This window comes from Lachnoclostridium sp., from assembly GCF_031997925.1.
Lineage (GTDB): Bacteria > Bacillota > Clostridia > Lachnospirales > Lachnospiraceae > Lachnoclostridium.
Map to the genome: position 1 here is coordinate 15134 of NZ_DAMADT010000027.1, position 15123 is coordinate 30256.

The following is a 15123-nucleotide window of genomic DNA, read 5'->3' on the forward strand; positions in this document are numbered from 1 at the left end:
AGCCTTTGATTATAGATTTTCCATTGCTTTTCTCATACCATTTGCACGAATATCATCTACATAAGAAGCAACAGCGTCTACAAGACCTTCGATCTTAGTTAAATCTTCCCCAAAGAATTTTTCATTGCTTAAGTAAGCATTCGCATATTCTTTAGAAGATTTTCCGCTATTTGCAGCAAAGAATTCAAGTGCAAATGCATCGTCTAAAATCGTATACTCTTCCTCTCCTCTGTGTCCGATTAAAGCATTATCTTTCCTCTCTGATCCGGTATAGAAACTCATTAATGCAGCTAGGGAGAAGCATAAATGCTTAGGAAGTGTATTAAACTTCTCTACATATCCCTTTAAGCTTGGCATACAACGTGACTTCCATTTGGATACAGAATTTAAAGAAATAGATAATAATGCATGTTTAATGAAAGGATTTTCAAAACGTTCAATTACTGCATTTGCAAATTCTTCACACTCAGCCTTTGGTAGAGAAAGAGTTGGAATTATTTCATCAAATACTGGACTCATCATGAATTTACGAACTGTCTCATCTTCCATTGATTCTTTTACAAAATCATTTCCAGCAAGGAAGGATGCAAGTACGAAAGAAGTATGAGCACCATTTAAGATACGTACCTTTCTCTCTCTATATGGTTTCTGATTATCAGTAAAGATAACTGGAAGACCAGCTTTATCAAGTGGTAACTCCTTAGAAATATCTTTGTCACTCTCGATTACCCAAAGAGCAAATAATTCGCCTGTACAAATTAAGTTGTCTTTATAACCAAACTCATTGCACATAGCTTCTGCTTCTTCTCTTGGGTAACCAGTTACAATACGGTCAACAAGTGTAGAACAGAAGATACAAGCATTCTGGGCCCAAGCAACGAACTCATCGGAAAGATTCCAAAGCTTTGCAAACTGAAGTACGCACTTCTTTAACTCGGGACCATTATTTTCGATTAATTCGCAAGGAATCACGATAAGACCCTTGCTCTCGTCACCATTAAAATAAGTAAATCGATCAAACATAAACTTAGTAAGTTTACCTGGGTATGTCTTAGGAGGGCATGCGTTAAATTCATCTGTCTCATCATATACTATACCAGCTTCTGTTGTGTTAGAAACGATAAAACGTAAGGTATCGCACTTTGCAAATGATTCATATTTTTCAAATTCATTGATGGCATCTACTGCATCAGAAATACATGTGATGATACGACTTTCGACTTTAGTCTGACCATCTTCCTTACCACGAAGGGATAGTGTGTATTGACACTCTTGCTCGTGGAACATGTCAAGATTACCAAAAGCGATTGGCTTTACAACAACAACACTACCGTCGAATACCTCCTTTTCATTTGCAACATCGATCATGTAATCCACAAAACCACGAAGGAAGTTACCTTCACCAAACTGAAGAACCTTCACGGGTCTATCTTTTGCTTTTGAAATTGATTTGTTAAGAATGTTCATTTCTGATTCTCCTTTATTGTCATTTTATATACTTATCGTAAGAGTTTTCCACTTTCGATAAAAGTCAATAGTACTTCTAGACTTACATTCCTTACATAGTATTTTCTCAAAATATTTCATCATTTAGAAAAATTTTCGTTCATTAATGTAAGCGTTTACATCTCCAATTCTACCTGTATTCATGTCGTATGTCAATGCTTTTTCATCGAATTTTTTTATCTATATAAATTCACTAAAAATATAAGAAAAACTTTTAGCAATTTACTCTTGTCAGCATTTTAGGGGTATAGTATAATAGAAGTTGAATTTTAACATATAATATGATTAATCTGTAAGCGCTTACAATCCAATTTATAAAAGCGCTTACATATCTTCTCTAATAAAAGCGCTTACATTGCCTCGATAACCTACCGGAATTTAACATATAAACTTATCGTTACTTATTTGGTGGAACATTTTGATGCGTGTGGAATTCTATGAGGGAAGGATAATATAACCTAGGAGGAGTCAAATCGCATATGAATATCTATGATGTTTCACAAAAAGCTGGCGTCTCCATTGCCACGGTTTCCCGTGTTATAAATGGAAACCCGAATGTAAGTGAGAAAACAAAGCAAAAAGTTCTTGATGTTATGAAAGAGATTGGTTATACTCCGAATGTTTTTGCCCGAGGTCTTGGTTTAAATACAATGAAGACAATCGGTATTATGTGTTCCGATTCCTCTGACACCTTTCTCGCAAATGCAGTTTATCATTTAGAACAAAACCTACGGAAAAATGGTTACGATTCATTCCTATGCTGTACAGGTTACGAACTACATACAAAGCAGAAATACCTTAAACTTCTACTTTCTAAACGTGTCGACGCTATTGTTATGGTTGGTTCTAGCTTTCTTGAAGCGAACAAAAAAGACAATGCATATATTATGGAAGCAGCTGACGAAGTACCTATTATGTTAATTAACGGTTATCTCAGTCATCCAAGAATTTATTGTACTTTGTGTGACGATCATCAAGCAGTTTATGATGCAGTTAGTAAGCTTATTACTCAGGGAAGAAAAAAGATTCTGTATTTGTTTAATTCAAAATCATATAGCGGTTTACAAAAATTAAGCGGTTATAAAGCTGCTATTGCTGCACATGAACTAACACTCGATGAGAATTTAATGCAGATGTGTCCAAATAATTTAGCAGATACTAAAAATTTATTAATTTCCTTGGCGAAGCAAGGTTTAGATTACGATGCTGTCGTAACTGCTGAAGATTTACTTGCAATTGGCACAATTAAGTTTATAAAAGATTCTGGAAAACAGATTCCACAGGATATTAGCATTATTGGTTATAACAATTCCTTATTAACCACCTGCTGTGATCCTGAATTGACTTCCATTGATAATCACGTTGAAACTCTTTGTATCAGCACAATTTCTACCTTAATGCGTGTATTAAATGGAAATGATGTACCAAATAAAACGACGATATCAAACGATTTGATCGTACGTAAAACAACGAATTTTTAATTTATTTATTAGTTAATTACATCGACCAATGGTTTTTTTATCATATAACAACATACTCAGGGAGGACTACTATGAAACCATTTATGGACAAGGATTTCTTATTATCATCAGAAACCGCAAAAACTTTATATCATGATTACGCTGCGAAAGTACCAATCATTGATTACCACTGTCACATTAACCCAGAAGAAATAGCGAAAGATCGCAGTTTTGATACAATTACACAGGTTTGGTTAGGTGGCGATCACTACAAGTGGCGTCAAATGAGATCCAATGGAATCGATGAAAAATATATCACAGGTGATGCTAGTGACATCGTAAAATTTGAAAAATGGGCCGAGACTCTTCAAAAGGCAATTGGTAACCCACTTTATCATTGGAGTCACCTTGAATTACAAAGATACTTTGATTACTATGGTACCTTAAATGCAAAAACATCAGAAGAAGTATTTAAGCTTTGCAATGATAAATTAAGTAAACCAGAAATGAGTGTACGTGGTTTAATTAAACAATCTAATGTAGAAACCATCTGTACTACAGATGATCCTATTGATTCTCTTGAGTGGCATAAAGCAATTGCAGAAGATACTACTTTTGATGTGAAGGTATTACCTGCTTGGAGACCAGACAAGGCTATGAATTTAGAGAAGCCAGAATATCTTGATTACTTAGCGAAATTAGAATCAGTCAGCGGTGTGAAAATTGCAAACTTTGCTGATTTAAAGGAAGCACTTAAGGTTCGCCTTGAGTTCTTTAACGCTATGAATTGTAAGGTTTCTGACCATGCTCTTAACTATGTAATGTACAAACCTGCAACAGAAGAAGAAATCGAAGCAATCTTTGCTAAGAGATTAGCTGGTGGTACTATTTCAGAAATGGAAGAATTACAGTTTAAGACTGCATTCATGGTATTCGTAGGAAAAGAATATAACCGACTAGGTTGGGTTATGCAGTTACACTATGGCACAAAGCGTGATAATAACGTATTCCGTTACAATCAGTTAGGTGCAGATACTGGTTTTGACTGTATCAACACAGAAGGTTCCTCTGCAGAATTAGCTAACTTCTTAAATGCGTTAAATTCCTCTGATGAATTACCAAAGACAATCATTTACTCCTTAAATCCTACAGACAATGCAGCAATTGGTACAGTACTCGGTTGTTTCCAAGACTCAACTGCTGTAGGTAAGATTCAACAAGGTTCTGCTTGGTGGTTTAACGATAACAAGACAGGTATGATTGATCAGATGACATCATTAGCTAACTTAGGTCTACTTGCAAACTTTGTAGGTATGTTAACTGACTCTAGAAGCTTCTTATCTTATACTCGTCATGAGTACTTTAGAAGAATTCTTTGTGAATTGATCGGTAACTGGGTTGAAAATGGTGAGTATCCAAACGATATCGAGTTCCTTGGACAGATGGTTCAAGATATCTCCTACTATAATACAAAGAGATACTTTGGTTTCTAGTCAATACATTTGATTGATAACTACTGATTATTTCCCAATACGCATAAAAGGACATCTGCTTTCCGTTTCTAATGGAAGCAGATGTCTTTTCTATGTTTCTATGTTTCTATGTTTCTATGTTTCTATGTTTCTATCTTTCTAAAAACCCTATATCCTAGAACTTCTTAAACTGCTTCCACACCATATACTTCCAATTGAGTTAAGGCAGGAAATGGGGATGGATCGTCCGCCTTAATTAATTTGCTAAGCTCTATCCATCTGATTACCTTCTTGTCAAAGTTAAGAACATGGGCACTGTCACTTTTTTCTAAATCCCAAACAATTTGGCTTTCATCAGAAAATGTCACCGTAACTTGAATCCACCAATTGTCATGTGGGAAATCCGCTCTTGTATACATAACTATTTTATCAGCCAATACATCCCTACCAAAATCCACTTTTATCTTAGCATTATCATCACGGTTGATTCCCCATGACTCATATGGCCATGCTCCATGAGAAGCATTGGCACAGTTTCCGTTAATCGCATTTTTTGCCGCAAATACAGATTCTCCTCTGGTTTCCACATTGGCATTGGCATGAGGATAACAAGTGGATTCTATGTAGTTGATATCGTATTTGTTAAGACATAAATTTTTGTACTGTGCAATTTCCTCTGTGGTTGCATATCTCACAAAAAGAACATGGCAATTACCATAAAAGCTCTTTGGAGAATGACAGATTTTCTTTTCGCCAAAAGGTACTTCATAAGTAAAGGTATTGTCTGTTAAATAAACAAGGTTCTCCCTTATAGCATCATCCAATTGAATCATATAAAAGCCATTAGGCTTGTCCACCGTAATTCTTATGGCATCACCTTCTGCATATTCGTTATTATATACTAAATGAACCTCATTTTCTTTTTCTTCACTTTGTTTTATGACTTCGCCATTTATTATGTCAATTTTTAGCATAATACCCTCCTTTTAGATCATTATATATTTATTATATACAAAAAGGTTAAATCTTCAAGTCTCTGTTTTTGACATTCTATGTATAATTTATGATTTTTGTTGAACTAGGAATTTTTATAATGAATATTATGAAGTAAAATTAGGATTGATTTCCATTAATCGAATCGTCACTTAAGTAAGGAAAGCGGTATTATTAGATGCGCCCATGAATTCTAAAAAACTTCTTGAATTTAAGAAATGAATATAGTACAATGAGTAGTTGAAAAAACATTGGAGGTGCCTATGAAACATATTATCAGTCCATTAGATTTATCACTTTCGGAGTTATCGGATGTCCTTAACTTAGCTGAAAGAATCATCGCTAATCCGAAACAGTATTCCGAATGTTGCCGAGGGAAAAAACTTGCTACTCTCTTCTATGAACCAAGTACAAGAACAAGACTTAGCTTCGAAGCTGCGATGCTTAACCTTGGAGGTAGTGTCTTAGGATTTTCTTCCGCTGATTCCTCCTCCGCTTCGAAAGGCGAAAGTGTTGCTGATACGATTCGTGTTGTTTCCAGTTATGCTGATATCTGTGCGATGCGTCATCCGAAAGAGGGTGCTCCGTTAGTCGCTTCTACTTATTCTTCTATTCCGGTAATCAATGCCGGTGACGGTGGTCATAATCATCCGACCCAAACTCTCACTGATTTATTAACTATTAAAAATTTAAAAGGCCGTTTAAATAATTTAACCATCGGTTTTTGTGGTGACTTAAAATTCGGCCGAACTGTACATTCCTTGATTAATGCAATGGTTCGTTATGAGGGAATAAAATTTGTGTTGATTTCACCTGAAGAATTAAAAATTCCTGCTTATTTAAGAGAAGAAGTTCTCGATCGTGGAAACATACCATATGAAGAAGTGAAAAATCTTGAAGCTGTCATGCCAGAACTTGATATTCTCTATATGACAAGAGTACAGAAAGAACGTTTCTTCAATGAAGAAGATTATATCCGATTAAAAGACAGCTTTATCTTAGATGCAAAGAAGATGGAAGGTGCAAAAGAAGATATGCTAGTACTTCATCCACTACCTCGTGTCAATGAAATTGCTACTGAGATTGATAATGACCCGCGTGCAGTTTACTTTAAACAAGCCGAATTTGGAGTTTACGCTCGTATGGCATTAATTATGAACTTACTCAATGTAGTACCACAAGAATAGATTTGTGATAATCATATTAGATTAAAATGAAACATAACATTAATTTTCATGTCGGAAGGGAGAACCTATGTTAAACATTAGTGGACTGAATCAAGGAGTTGTAATAGATCACATTCAAGCTGGATGTGCTATGAAGATATATGAATATCTGCATCTTGAAAAATTGGATTGCAGCGTTGCTATTATAAAAAATGCAAAAAGTAATAAGATGGGAAAAAAAGATATCATAAAGATCGATGGACCTCTTGTGGTTGATCTTGATATGTTGGGTGTTTTAGATCCAACTCTTACTGTAAACATTATTGAAGATGGTATTATTATTGAAAAACGTCATCTACATCTTCCAGAAATAGTAACTGGAATCATACGTTGCAAAAATCCAAGATGTATCACCTCCATCGAGCAAGAACTTCCTCATCGTTTTAAATTAACCGATCCGAACAAAGGTGTATATCGCTGCATCTATTGTGAACAAGCTTTTAGTAATTTTGAATCTTAAGTTTAAATTTTAAAAGCGATATCCCTTTCTAACGTTCTTTATAGAAAATAGAAGAGCTTTTATCAGCTCTTCTATTTTTTATCAGTTTAAGTTCCTATAAAATGAGTATCTATCTAATAATATCATTATAATTGCTATTACATATGAATAGAAATTATATCTGGACATGAATCCATTTAATATGAAGTTGTGCTTAAAAATGTATCCAATTTAATAAGAATTATGCCCGGAATGCATCCAATAGTAAATTCCTATGTCATCATATGATTCTAATAAGTAAAATTTTAACTTTTTACCTACTTTTATCATACAAACTTAAAAGAGTCCCGTAATAACTCCTTCTTCATTCACATCAATATGCTCTGCTGCCGGAACCTTAGGTAATCCAGGCATAGTCATTACAGTTCCTGTAATTGCGACAACAAATCCAGCGCCTGCAGAAACGTATACTTCTCGAATATTTACGATAAAGTTTGTCGGTCTTCCTAGTTTGCTTGGATCGTCCGATAGGCTGTATTGGTTTTTAGCCATACAAACAGGCAGATGTCCAAACCCTAACTCGGTCAAGCGTCCTAATTCCTTTAACGCAGCTGGATCAAAGGTTACTCCATCCGCTCCGTATATCTCTTTTGCGATAGTCGCCATCTTCTCTTTAAGTGACATCTCATCTGGATACAAGACATGATAGTTACTCTCTTTGGTTTCAATGGTCTTGATTACTTTATTTGCAAGATCAATACCACCCTCGCCACCTTTTTCCCAAACTTCAGATAAGGAGAATTCGCATCCTCTTTGCTCACAAAACCGTTTCACATAAGATAATTCGCATTCGGTATCTGTTGAAAATTTATTTAACGTAACAACTACTGGGACACCGTATTTTTGAATGTTTTCTATATGCTTCTCTAGGTTTACAATACCTTTTTCTAAAGCTTCTAAGTTCTCTGTAGATAAATCAGTTTTTGCAACTCCACCATTGTATTTAAGTGCTCGAACAGTAGCCACTAATACTACTGCTGCTGGTTTTAAATCTGCAATTCGGCACTTGATATCTAAGAACTTTTCAGCTCCTAAATCCGCACCAAAACCTGCTTCTGTAATTACATAATCCGCTAGCTTCAGTGCTGTTTTTGTTGCTCTTACTGAGTTACATCCATGAGCAATATTCGCAAATGGTCCGCCATGAATAATGGCAGGTGTATTTTCCAAGGTTTGAATTAGATTTGGCCTGATAGCATCCTTTAATAACGCAGCCATTGATCCTACCGCATTCAAATCTTTCGCAGTGATTGGCTTACCCTCGTAAGAATATGCGACAATTATCCTGCTTAACCTATCCTTTAAATCATTCATATCACTCGCTAAGCAAAGAATCGCCATAATCTCAGAAGCCACGGTAATAATAAAATGGTCTTCACGAACCACTCCATCTGCTTTTCTTCCAAGTCCAACAACAATATTTCGAAGCACTCTATCATTCATATCAACACAGCGTTTCCAAACAATTTGATTCGTATCTATGTCTAAGGTATTTCCTTGTTGGATATGATTATCAAGCATAGCTGCTAATAGATTATTTGCTGAAGTAATCGCATGAAAATCACCTGTAAAATGAAGGTTTAAATCCTCCATAGGCACAACTTGAGCATAACCACCACCGGCAGCGCCACCCTTAATTCCAAAGCATGGACCTAAAGATGGTTCTCTAAGTGCGATAACAGCATTCTTATTTAATCTGCCAAACGCTTGCCCAAGACCAACCGTAGTAGTTGTCTTTCCTTCACCGGCAGGGGTTGGATTAATCGCCGTAACAAGGATTAGCTTACCATCCTCTCTATCCTTAATTTCATTCCAGAGCTCATCTGTAAACTTTGCTTTGTATTTACCGTAATAATCCAAATCATCTTCTGTGATACCTAACGATTTTGCAACATCACGAATGTGTATCATTTTTGCTTCCTGAGCAATTTCTATATCAGATTTCATGTCTAGCTCCTCCTACCTTCTATCTTCCTTTTCTTTCATTATAACAAATAATTTTAAGAAAAAAAGGGATATCATTATTATTTATTTTAATATTTGTTTTAATATTTTCTAATTAATTATCTGAACGTTTTATCAATATTTAAAATTATAGCTGTTAATCAACCGTAAATCGATTAACAGTCATACCTAACTGCTCCATCCTATCTTTTACCATGGCAAGATCACTTCTTATGGTCTCCATGATTGCAAGCTGTTCCTCTGCCTCGGAAGCCGTCTGTTGTGTTCCAGCACTGAATTCTCCGGAGATATCGGTCAGATCAGTAGTTTTCGCAAGGACATTTTTACTATCCTCTTCAATGTGAACAATCGCCTTTGCAATCTCTTTGATACTATAATCTACTTTTTGATTAGACTGTGACAGCTTATCCAGATAGATTTCAACCTGTTCTATGACGTCCACACCATGTCTTGCTTCAACCACTCCGCTGTCGATGGCTTCTGAGGAACTGCTGATTTCCTCCTGTACTGCTACAATCAGTTCATTAATATGTTTGCTGGCGTCACTAGATTGCTTCGCAAGATTTTTAATTTCGCCCGCTACTACTGCAAAGCCTTTGCCATGCTCTCCTGCGGATGCTGCTTCAATAGATGCATTTAAAGCAAGGAGGTTGGTACGGCTGGCAATTGCAGTTACGCTGTTACTACAGGATAAAACCTCTTGGAATTTATCCTGTAACTTCTCCATCATAGTTGCAGTATTTTCTACCATATCATTTACGAGATTGATCTGTTTTATAGAACCGTTCAAAATTTTAGAAACTTCCTGCATGTCCTTCATTGCCATATCAGAATCATTATTCACTTTATCAATATGGTTAGTAATGGATGTAATCTCGTTGAATACCCGCTCCATGGAATCATTCACAAGACCAACACTTTCTACCTGATCCGATGCTCCGGCAGCTATTTCAGTAATAACCTTAGTAATCTCCTCCGTAGATTGCTTTGAGAAATCAATATTCACATTCAATTCGTTAATATTATGTACTACTTCATTGGTATTCTTACGAATATTCTTAATCATACCTCCCATATTGTCCACCATATCCTGAAATGATTCGGACAAGCTTCCAACTTCATCCCTTCGGTTACTTTTCATCTTAATCGTAAGATCGCCGTTTTTTACTAACTGCATCTTAGATTGCAAATGCTTCAGGGAATGGACGATAAAATAAGCAAAGGAATATGTTACAACAATACTAATGAGCACTAAAATAATCTGTACGATTAACATACTGTGATTTGCTTTCTTTAGCTTATCAACCATATATCCAGCTTCAAAATCAGCTGCAAGTATACCAATGGTATCACCGTTACTATTCATAATTGGTACATAGCCTGAGATGAATGATCCCCATTGATCACTATTTAGCTCGTAGCTTTCTTGTCCATTAAAACAAAGAAGCATTTTATCAGATATATCTTCTTCGACAGCACCAAGCTTGGAAGCATCATCAGGAACTTCTCCGTCGACTACATAGATGTATTTTCCTTCTGCGGTTTTACGCATAGTGTAAAGATATTTTAATCCGGAAATTTCTTTTATATCATACAGTTTCTGTTGCAATTCCTTATAATAAACTTTATTCATATCATCAGCTGTTTGTAACTGATCAAACTTCTCTGCGTCTACCTTATTTTCTACAGAACGAATAATCGATAAGGCAGATTGACCCATGGTATCTTCAACAGAAGATTTTGCTGTCTGATATGCGCTTATCCGCATTGCTGTTGAAAAAATTAAAACAAGACCCACACACAATAATACAATTTTTAACATTAGAGAATATCTAACTTTTTTCATTTGTTTCTTCCTTTCAGCGAACGTAAGTAATATTTTGACATACTTAATCCTTAGTCAAAGCGAATATTTTATTTTTCAATCCTAAATCTCCCGATTATACGAAGCTATTATAAATCTTTTTTCATATCATTTCTACAGTTCTAATAGCATCTTAATCATTTTTTAAGATAAATAGTTAGACGTCAAAAAACTGCGTCAGGCCATCTTTTGTTTTCACAAAGACCAGCCTAGCACAGTTCCTTTTTCCTTTGCAGCTTAAAGTTTCGCATGCTATTAACTTTTTACCTTCATTTCATGTAAATTAGTAATTACAGTCCCAACACTTTATTATGCCAGTAATAATGTATTGATCCCGGTATTTCCACATCTTCTCTTTCGTATCAGACGAAGCTTGCCGGTGTGCGTGCAAATTTCGCCATCATTATTGGAACATAATTAATTATAACATACTATATTTATTTTGCATCGTACAATTGTTGGTAATACCACCATGGAGTACTTAATTTAGAATACTGAGATAAACTTAATACAAACTTCCATAAATCTTAGTGCAAACTCCGTGAAAGATAGAATTCTTTTCAGAATTTTTTCTCCTAATTATAATTCGATATCATTTGTTAAAACGAAAGCTCATTCTTAATATAACTTAAGTACTCATTTACTAAGTTTATCTTCGTACATTGATATAACATACGAGCTCCAACCACATCCTCAATTTCATTAAAGATTAGATTCCCTTTCTCATCCACTAAAAAGTCTACTCCTACCAGATCAAATTCATATGCATTAATAATTTTTTGAACAAGCTCATTTTCTTCTGAGTTTAACTGATATTCACAGACCGTTCCTCCCAAAGAAAAATTGGATTTAAAGCCAAGGTTTGCTGTTCTAAGAATACATCCAAGAATCCTCTTTCCAAGAACGTATACACGTAAGTCTTGTTTCTTTCCTTCTATATATGGTTGAATAACAAAGTTATTTGCTTTAAGACTTAAAATCTTTGTTAAATCTTCTTGATATTCTTCATTTTCTATAAGAAATACTTCACTCCCACCGTGGCCATCAACCGATTTAACAATACAAGGTTTTGTTTCCATAGCTATTTTTCTAGATAAATTTTCTTTCTTTACAAACTCTGTTGGTATCACCTGGATATCTAATTTCATGGTTTCACGGTAGGTTCTTGCTTTGTCATTGCACATGGATGCAATGGAAGCTTTATTAAAAACTCTCGTACCCATAGCTTCCAAGTGTTCACTTAACAAAGGCCATATCGTACGAATGATTGCTGCTTTTGGTGGCTCTACTATTTTCTTAATTTCAGATAAAATTAAAGATCCTTCTTTTACGCCGATTTCTAAATTCTCTACTAGTTTTAATTCGATCTCTAGTCCCAAAGTTTTCCCTATTTCTTGATGTTCCTTAATGTACCATTCATTTTTCTTGGCGTCTGCTTCCTGATAGATCATCCAAATTAACATCTATGGTTCCTCTTTTCTAAAAGTATATAGTTAATAATCTGCTTTGCAGTGTCTACTCCAGTACAATCATAGATATTTTTAAAATGAGCATTGGAATTTACTTCACAAACGATTGGTTCCTCATGTTCACCAAATAATAAATCAACGCCTGCAAAAGTTAATCCGAGCCTCTTCGTACACTCAAGAGCAAGAGCTATTTGCTCATCTGTTGGTTGATAAGCTTTCATCTTACCACCATTGGAAATATTGGCCCGGAAATCTATCTCAGAATATCGATACATCGAAGCTACCACCTGATCTCCTACAACTTGTAACCGAATATCTCTACCTTCACTACTTTTGATAAATTCTTGAAATAGCATTGGCTTTGTACCAATTTGTTTCACTTTTTCTAGCAACTCATTCTCATCCTTTGCAAGATAAACCTGCGCCCCAAATGAGCCAAAACATTCTTTTATTACCAATGGATAATGAAGTTCTTTCTCAACCATAGTAAGAAAATCATAATCTGTATAACCGATATTTTCATAGGTCATTGGTGCTATAATTGTTTTTGGCATTGGTATCCCATACTGCTCTAGCGTAAGATGTGTCATTGATTTATCGTCACATAGTGCAATTGATTTCGAAGAATTGTAAACTGGTATTCCAAGGGTTTCAAGATAAGTGGCAAGCCTAACATCCTTATCCCAAAAAAGTACAAAATCAGGAAGTGTTTCGTGGTATTGTTTAAAAGCATCCACACCTCCTCTGCCTAAAAAAGCGAGACAATCTGCATTTGACATAAGTACCATCTCTATGTTAGCGGCTTTTGCTGCCTGAAACAACCAGTCAGTAAGTTCACTAAATTTCTTACTCATAAGAAAATGATTGGCAATTAACCATGCTTTCATAAAAACCTCCATTCCTTCTTAACTCCGCATTTAAATGCTATAGAACTCATTCTCACACTAAGCTCCATTTATATGAAGTTATTCACTATTTATTATCGTAAAAATGTATTCATTTATGTTATAACACATTATCTCAATAAAGCAATATAATTCTCCGCAGCTTTCTTCTTATTTATAATCTATGAAGGACAACGAATATCCTAGAGAACTATTTATATAATGATATAAACAGTTGAATTGTAATAAAGATTTCATAAAATCTTAAACCACATTTTTTATAACTTGGTATACTTACAAGTACAATAATATAGTTTATAACTGTGAACAAGATAAGTAAAAGTTCAAAGTTAAGCTTATGAAATGGAGAAAATTATATGAATAAAAAGAAATATATCTATGGTTTTATTTTAGGTTTCACATTAACTACTATTACAGCATGTTTCCCTAAAAAAGATGAGATAAATGTAACCCTACCGCATGATCAGGAATCTAACATCGATGAGAATCAAACATCTGATTTTGTTGAGAAACAAGTAGATACCTTGAGTATTATTGATGAGTTTCATAATCTCATCTCTGATGAATCTAGCATAAAAGAAATAACAGCTTTTATGAATAAGAAGATCGCTGATGCAACTGGGGAAGAAGTGTCAGAAATGATTCTCAAATTGGAAGAGTATCACATCAATCGAAGAGAACAAGAAGAGGAGAAATATTTAACTGAAGCATTACAAAAAGGACTCAATGCTATTCAAACATCAAATAGTGATATAAACCAAGTAGATTCTATAAAAGACGAAACGATTAAGGAATTAGTTATAGAGTTAAAAGAAAATGGCTATAAAATGGAAACAGTAGAAGGGTATTATTTTCCGGTTATCGATTATTCTTTTTACAAACAATTTAGTTCTCATGCATCGCCTGAAATGAAAGATTATATCAACATTATGACGGTAGAATCTGATTGCGTATTTTCAAAAGCTGAAATTTTAATGATTGGTTGGGATGAAGTAGTTAACCGTATTATTTCAATGGAAAAATTTCTAAATCAATATCCTGAATCCAAGAAAGCAGATTACATAAAACTGTTATATGACAATTATGTTTTTATCACATTATATGGTTTAAATAATCCGCCATTATTTGACTATGAATCAAAGAAAATGGATGAAGATGCTAAACAAGCATATGCAACCGCATTAACTCAAAGTGTTGATAGTGAATTCTTAAAATTATTAGGTGAGTTTATGGCATTAGTTGAAAAAAATGACTATACACTAACCGATGACGTAGAAAGTTTTAGAAAAGCAAATACAAGCAGTAATCTTAATGAAAACAATGAAATATCAAAAGATCCAAATCGATACCAAGTAGCAGGTATAGATGATGCGGATGAATTTGATGAAACATATGAACTACTTAGAATTGCTTTACGAGATAATGATCGGGATACTTTTGCAGATTATATTGCTTATCCTATCAAAGTAAGGATCAATGATAAAAAAACAGAGATTAAGAATAAAGATGAATTCATTAAGAACTTTGATGATATAATGAATGAGGATGTTAAAAATACTTTCCTAAATCAAAAATTAGATGAATTCTTTGTTAACTATCAAGGTATCATGGTCGGTAACGGTCAATTTTGGTTAAATCAAATAGAAGGTACAAAACATAAATTTAGTATATATGCCATAAATAATTAGAAAAAAAGCGTCTTGTTTGCCATTTCAAGACGCTTTTTTATATCTTCCAGCGATAGACATCAATAGAAAGTTAATA

11 protein-coding genes are annotated in these 15123 nt (G+C 34.5%); 5 read left to right on the top strand and 6 right to left on the bottom strand.

The features are described from left to right. Positions 1 to 9: 9 nt before the first annotated feature. Positions 10 to 1467 carry a tagaturonate reductase gene (locus tag RTP52_RS15330; RefSeq protein WP_312372321.1) on the bottom strand — a complete coding sequence of 486 codons (1458 nt, stop codon included), beginning with the start codon at positions 1465 to 1467 and terminating at the stop codon, positions 10 to 12. Between the two features lie 518 nt (positions 1468 to 1985). On the opposite strand from RTP52_RS15330, the gene RTP52_RS15335 reads away from it, so the two are divergent. Then, entirely contained in the window at positions 1986 to 2987 is a 1002-nt protein-coding gene (locus RTP52_RS15335; protein ID WP_312372322.1) for a LacI family DNA-binding transcriptional regulator, read from the top strand. 71 nt (positions 2988 to 3058) lie between these two features. After that, positions 3059 to 4459, top strand: coding sequence for a glucuronate isomerase (gene uxaC / locus RTP52_RS15340; RefSeq protein ID WP_312372323.1), 1401 nt, complete (start codon positions 3059 to 3061; stop codon positions 4457 to 4459). Between the two features lie 164 nt (positions 4460 to 4623). Here uxaC and RTP52_RS15345 read toward each other — a convergent pair whose 3' ends face one another. Continuing rightward, complete coding sequence (locus RTP52_RS15345) at positions 4624 to 5412, bottom strand: carbohydrate-binding protein (RefSeq protein ID WP_312372324.1); 789 nt, start codon at positions 5410 to 5412, stop codon at positions 4624 to 4626. A 282-nt stretch (positions 5413 to 5694) separates the two neighbouring features. Between RTP52_RS15345 and pyrB the strand changes: the two genes are divergently transcribed. Further along, positions 5695 to 6618, top strand: a complete 924-nt coding sequence (pyrB, locus tag RTP52_RS15350; protein WP_312372325.1) for an aspartate carbamoyltransferase — start codon at positions 5695 to 5697, stop codon at positions 6616 to 6618. 67 nt (positions 6619 to 6685) lie between these two features. Then, the gene (locus RTP52_RS15355; protein WP_312100082.1) at positions 6686 to 7117 is read left to right on the top strand and encodes an aspartate carbamoyltransferase regulatory subunit; all 432 of its coding nucleotides are present in this window, start codon (positions 6686 to 6688) and stop codon (positions 7115 to 7117) included. A gap of 315 nt (positions 7118 to 7432) precedes the next feature. Here the strand turns inward: RTP52_RS15355 and RTP52_RS15360 are convergent, their stop codons facing one another. The 4 genes from RTP52_RS15360 to RTP52_RS15375 form a co-directional block, all read right to left on the bottom strand. Beyond that, positions 7433 to 9103 carry a formate--tetrahydrofolate ligase gene (locus RTP52_RS15360; RefSeq protein ID WP_312372326.1) on the bottom strand — a complete coding sequence of 557 codons (1671 nt, stop codon included), beginning with the start codon at positions 9101 to 9103 and terminating at the stop codon, positions 7433 to 7435. 154 nt (positions 9104 to 9257) lie between these two features. Then, positions 9258 to 10967 (bottom strand): methyl-accepting chemotaxis protein, encoded by a 1710-nt coding sequence (locus RTP52_RS15365; RefSeq protein WP_312372327.1) that lies wholly within the window; start codon positions 10965 to 10967, stop codon positions 9258 to 9260. A gap of 617 nt (positions 10968 to 11584) precedes the next feature. Next, complete coding sequence (locus RTP52_RS15370; protein ID WP_312372328.1) at positions 11585 to 12448, bottom strand: ATP-grasp domain-containing protein; 864 nt, start codon at positions 12446 to 12448, stop codon at positions 11585 to 11587. Then, positions 12442 to 13341: an ATP-grasp domain-containing protein gene (locus tag RTP52_RS15375; protein ID WP_312372329.1), complete on the bottom strand. Its 900-nt coding sequence runs from the start codon at positions 13339 to 13341 to the stop codon at positions 12442 to 12444. The genes RTP52_RS15370 and RTP52_RS15375 overlap by 7 nt, the downstream gene beginning before the upstream one ends. 374 nt (positions 13342 to 13715) lie before the next feature. Here RTP52_RS15375 and RTP52_RS15380 point away from each other — a divergent pair, with 374 nt between their 5' ends. Then, positions 13716 to 15047, top strand: a complete 1332-nt coding sequence (locus RTP52_RS15380; RefSeq protein ID WP_312372331.1) for a hypothetical protein — start codon at positions 13716 to 13718, stop codon at positions 15045 to 15047. The last annotated feature ends 76 nt before the right edge of the window (positions 15048 to 15123 follow it).

What these genes read in the sequence shown, in the direction of transcription:
- RTP52_RS15360 (WP_312372326.1), bottom strand. Translation starts at nt 9,103, where the DNA reads ATGAAATCTGATATAGAAATTGCTCAGGAAGCAAAAATGATACACATT.
- RTP52_RS15370 (WP_312372328.1), bottom strand. Translation starts at nt 12,448, where the DNA reads ATGTTAATTTGGATGATCTATCAGGAAGCAGACGCCAAGAAAAATGAA.
- RTP52_RS15380 (WP_312372331.1), top strand. Translation starts at nt 13,716, where the DNA reads ATGAATAAAAAGAAATATATCTATGGTTTTATTTTAGGTTTCACATTA.
- RTP52_RS15375 (WP_312372329.1), bottom strand. Translation starts at nt 13,341, where the DNA reads ATGAAAGCATGGTTAATTGCCAATCATTTTCTTATGAGTAAGAAATTT.
- RTP52_RS15330 (WP_312372321.1), bottom strand. Translation starts at nt 1,467, where the DNA reads ATGAACATTCTTAACAAATCAATTTCAAAAGCAAAAGATAGACCCGTG.
- RTP52_RS15355 (WP_312100082.1), top strand. Translation starts at nt 6,686, where the DNA reads ATGTTAAACATTAGTGGACTGAATCAAGGAGTTGTAATAGATCACATT.
- RTP52_RS15345 (WP_312372324.1), bottom strand. Translation starts at nt 5,412, where the DNA reads ATGCTAAAAATTGACATAATAAATGGCGAAGTCATAAAACAAAGTGAA.
- RTP52_RS15365 (WP_312372327.1), bottom strand. Translation starts at nt 10,967, where the DNA reads ATGAAAAAAGTTAGATATTCTCTAATGTTAAAAATTGTATTATTGTGT.
- pyrB (WP_312372325.1), top strand. Translation starts at nt 5,695, where the DNA reads ATGAAACATATTATCAGTCCATTAGATTTATCACTTTCGGAGTTATCG.
- RTP52_RS15335 (WP_312372322.1), top strand. Translation starts at nt 1,986, where the DNA reads ATGAATATCTATGATGTTTCACAAAAAGCTGGCGTCTCCATTGCCACG.
- uxaC (WP_312372323.1), top strand. Translation starts at nt 3,059, where the DNA reads ATGAAACCATTTATGGACAAGGATTTCTTATTATCATCAGAAACCGCA.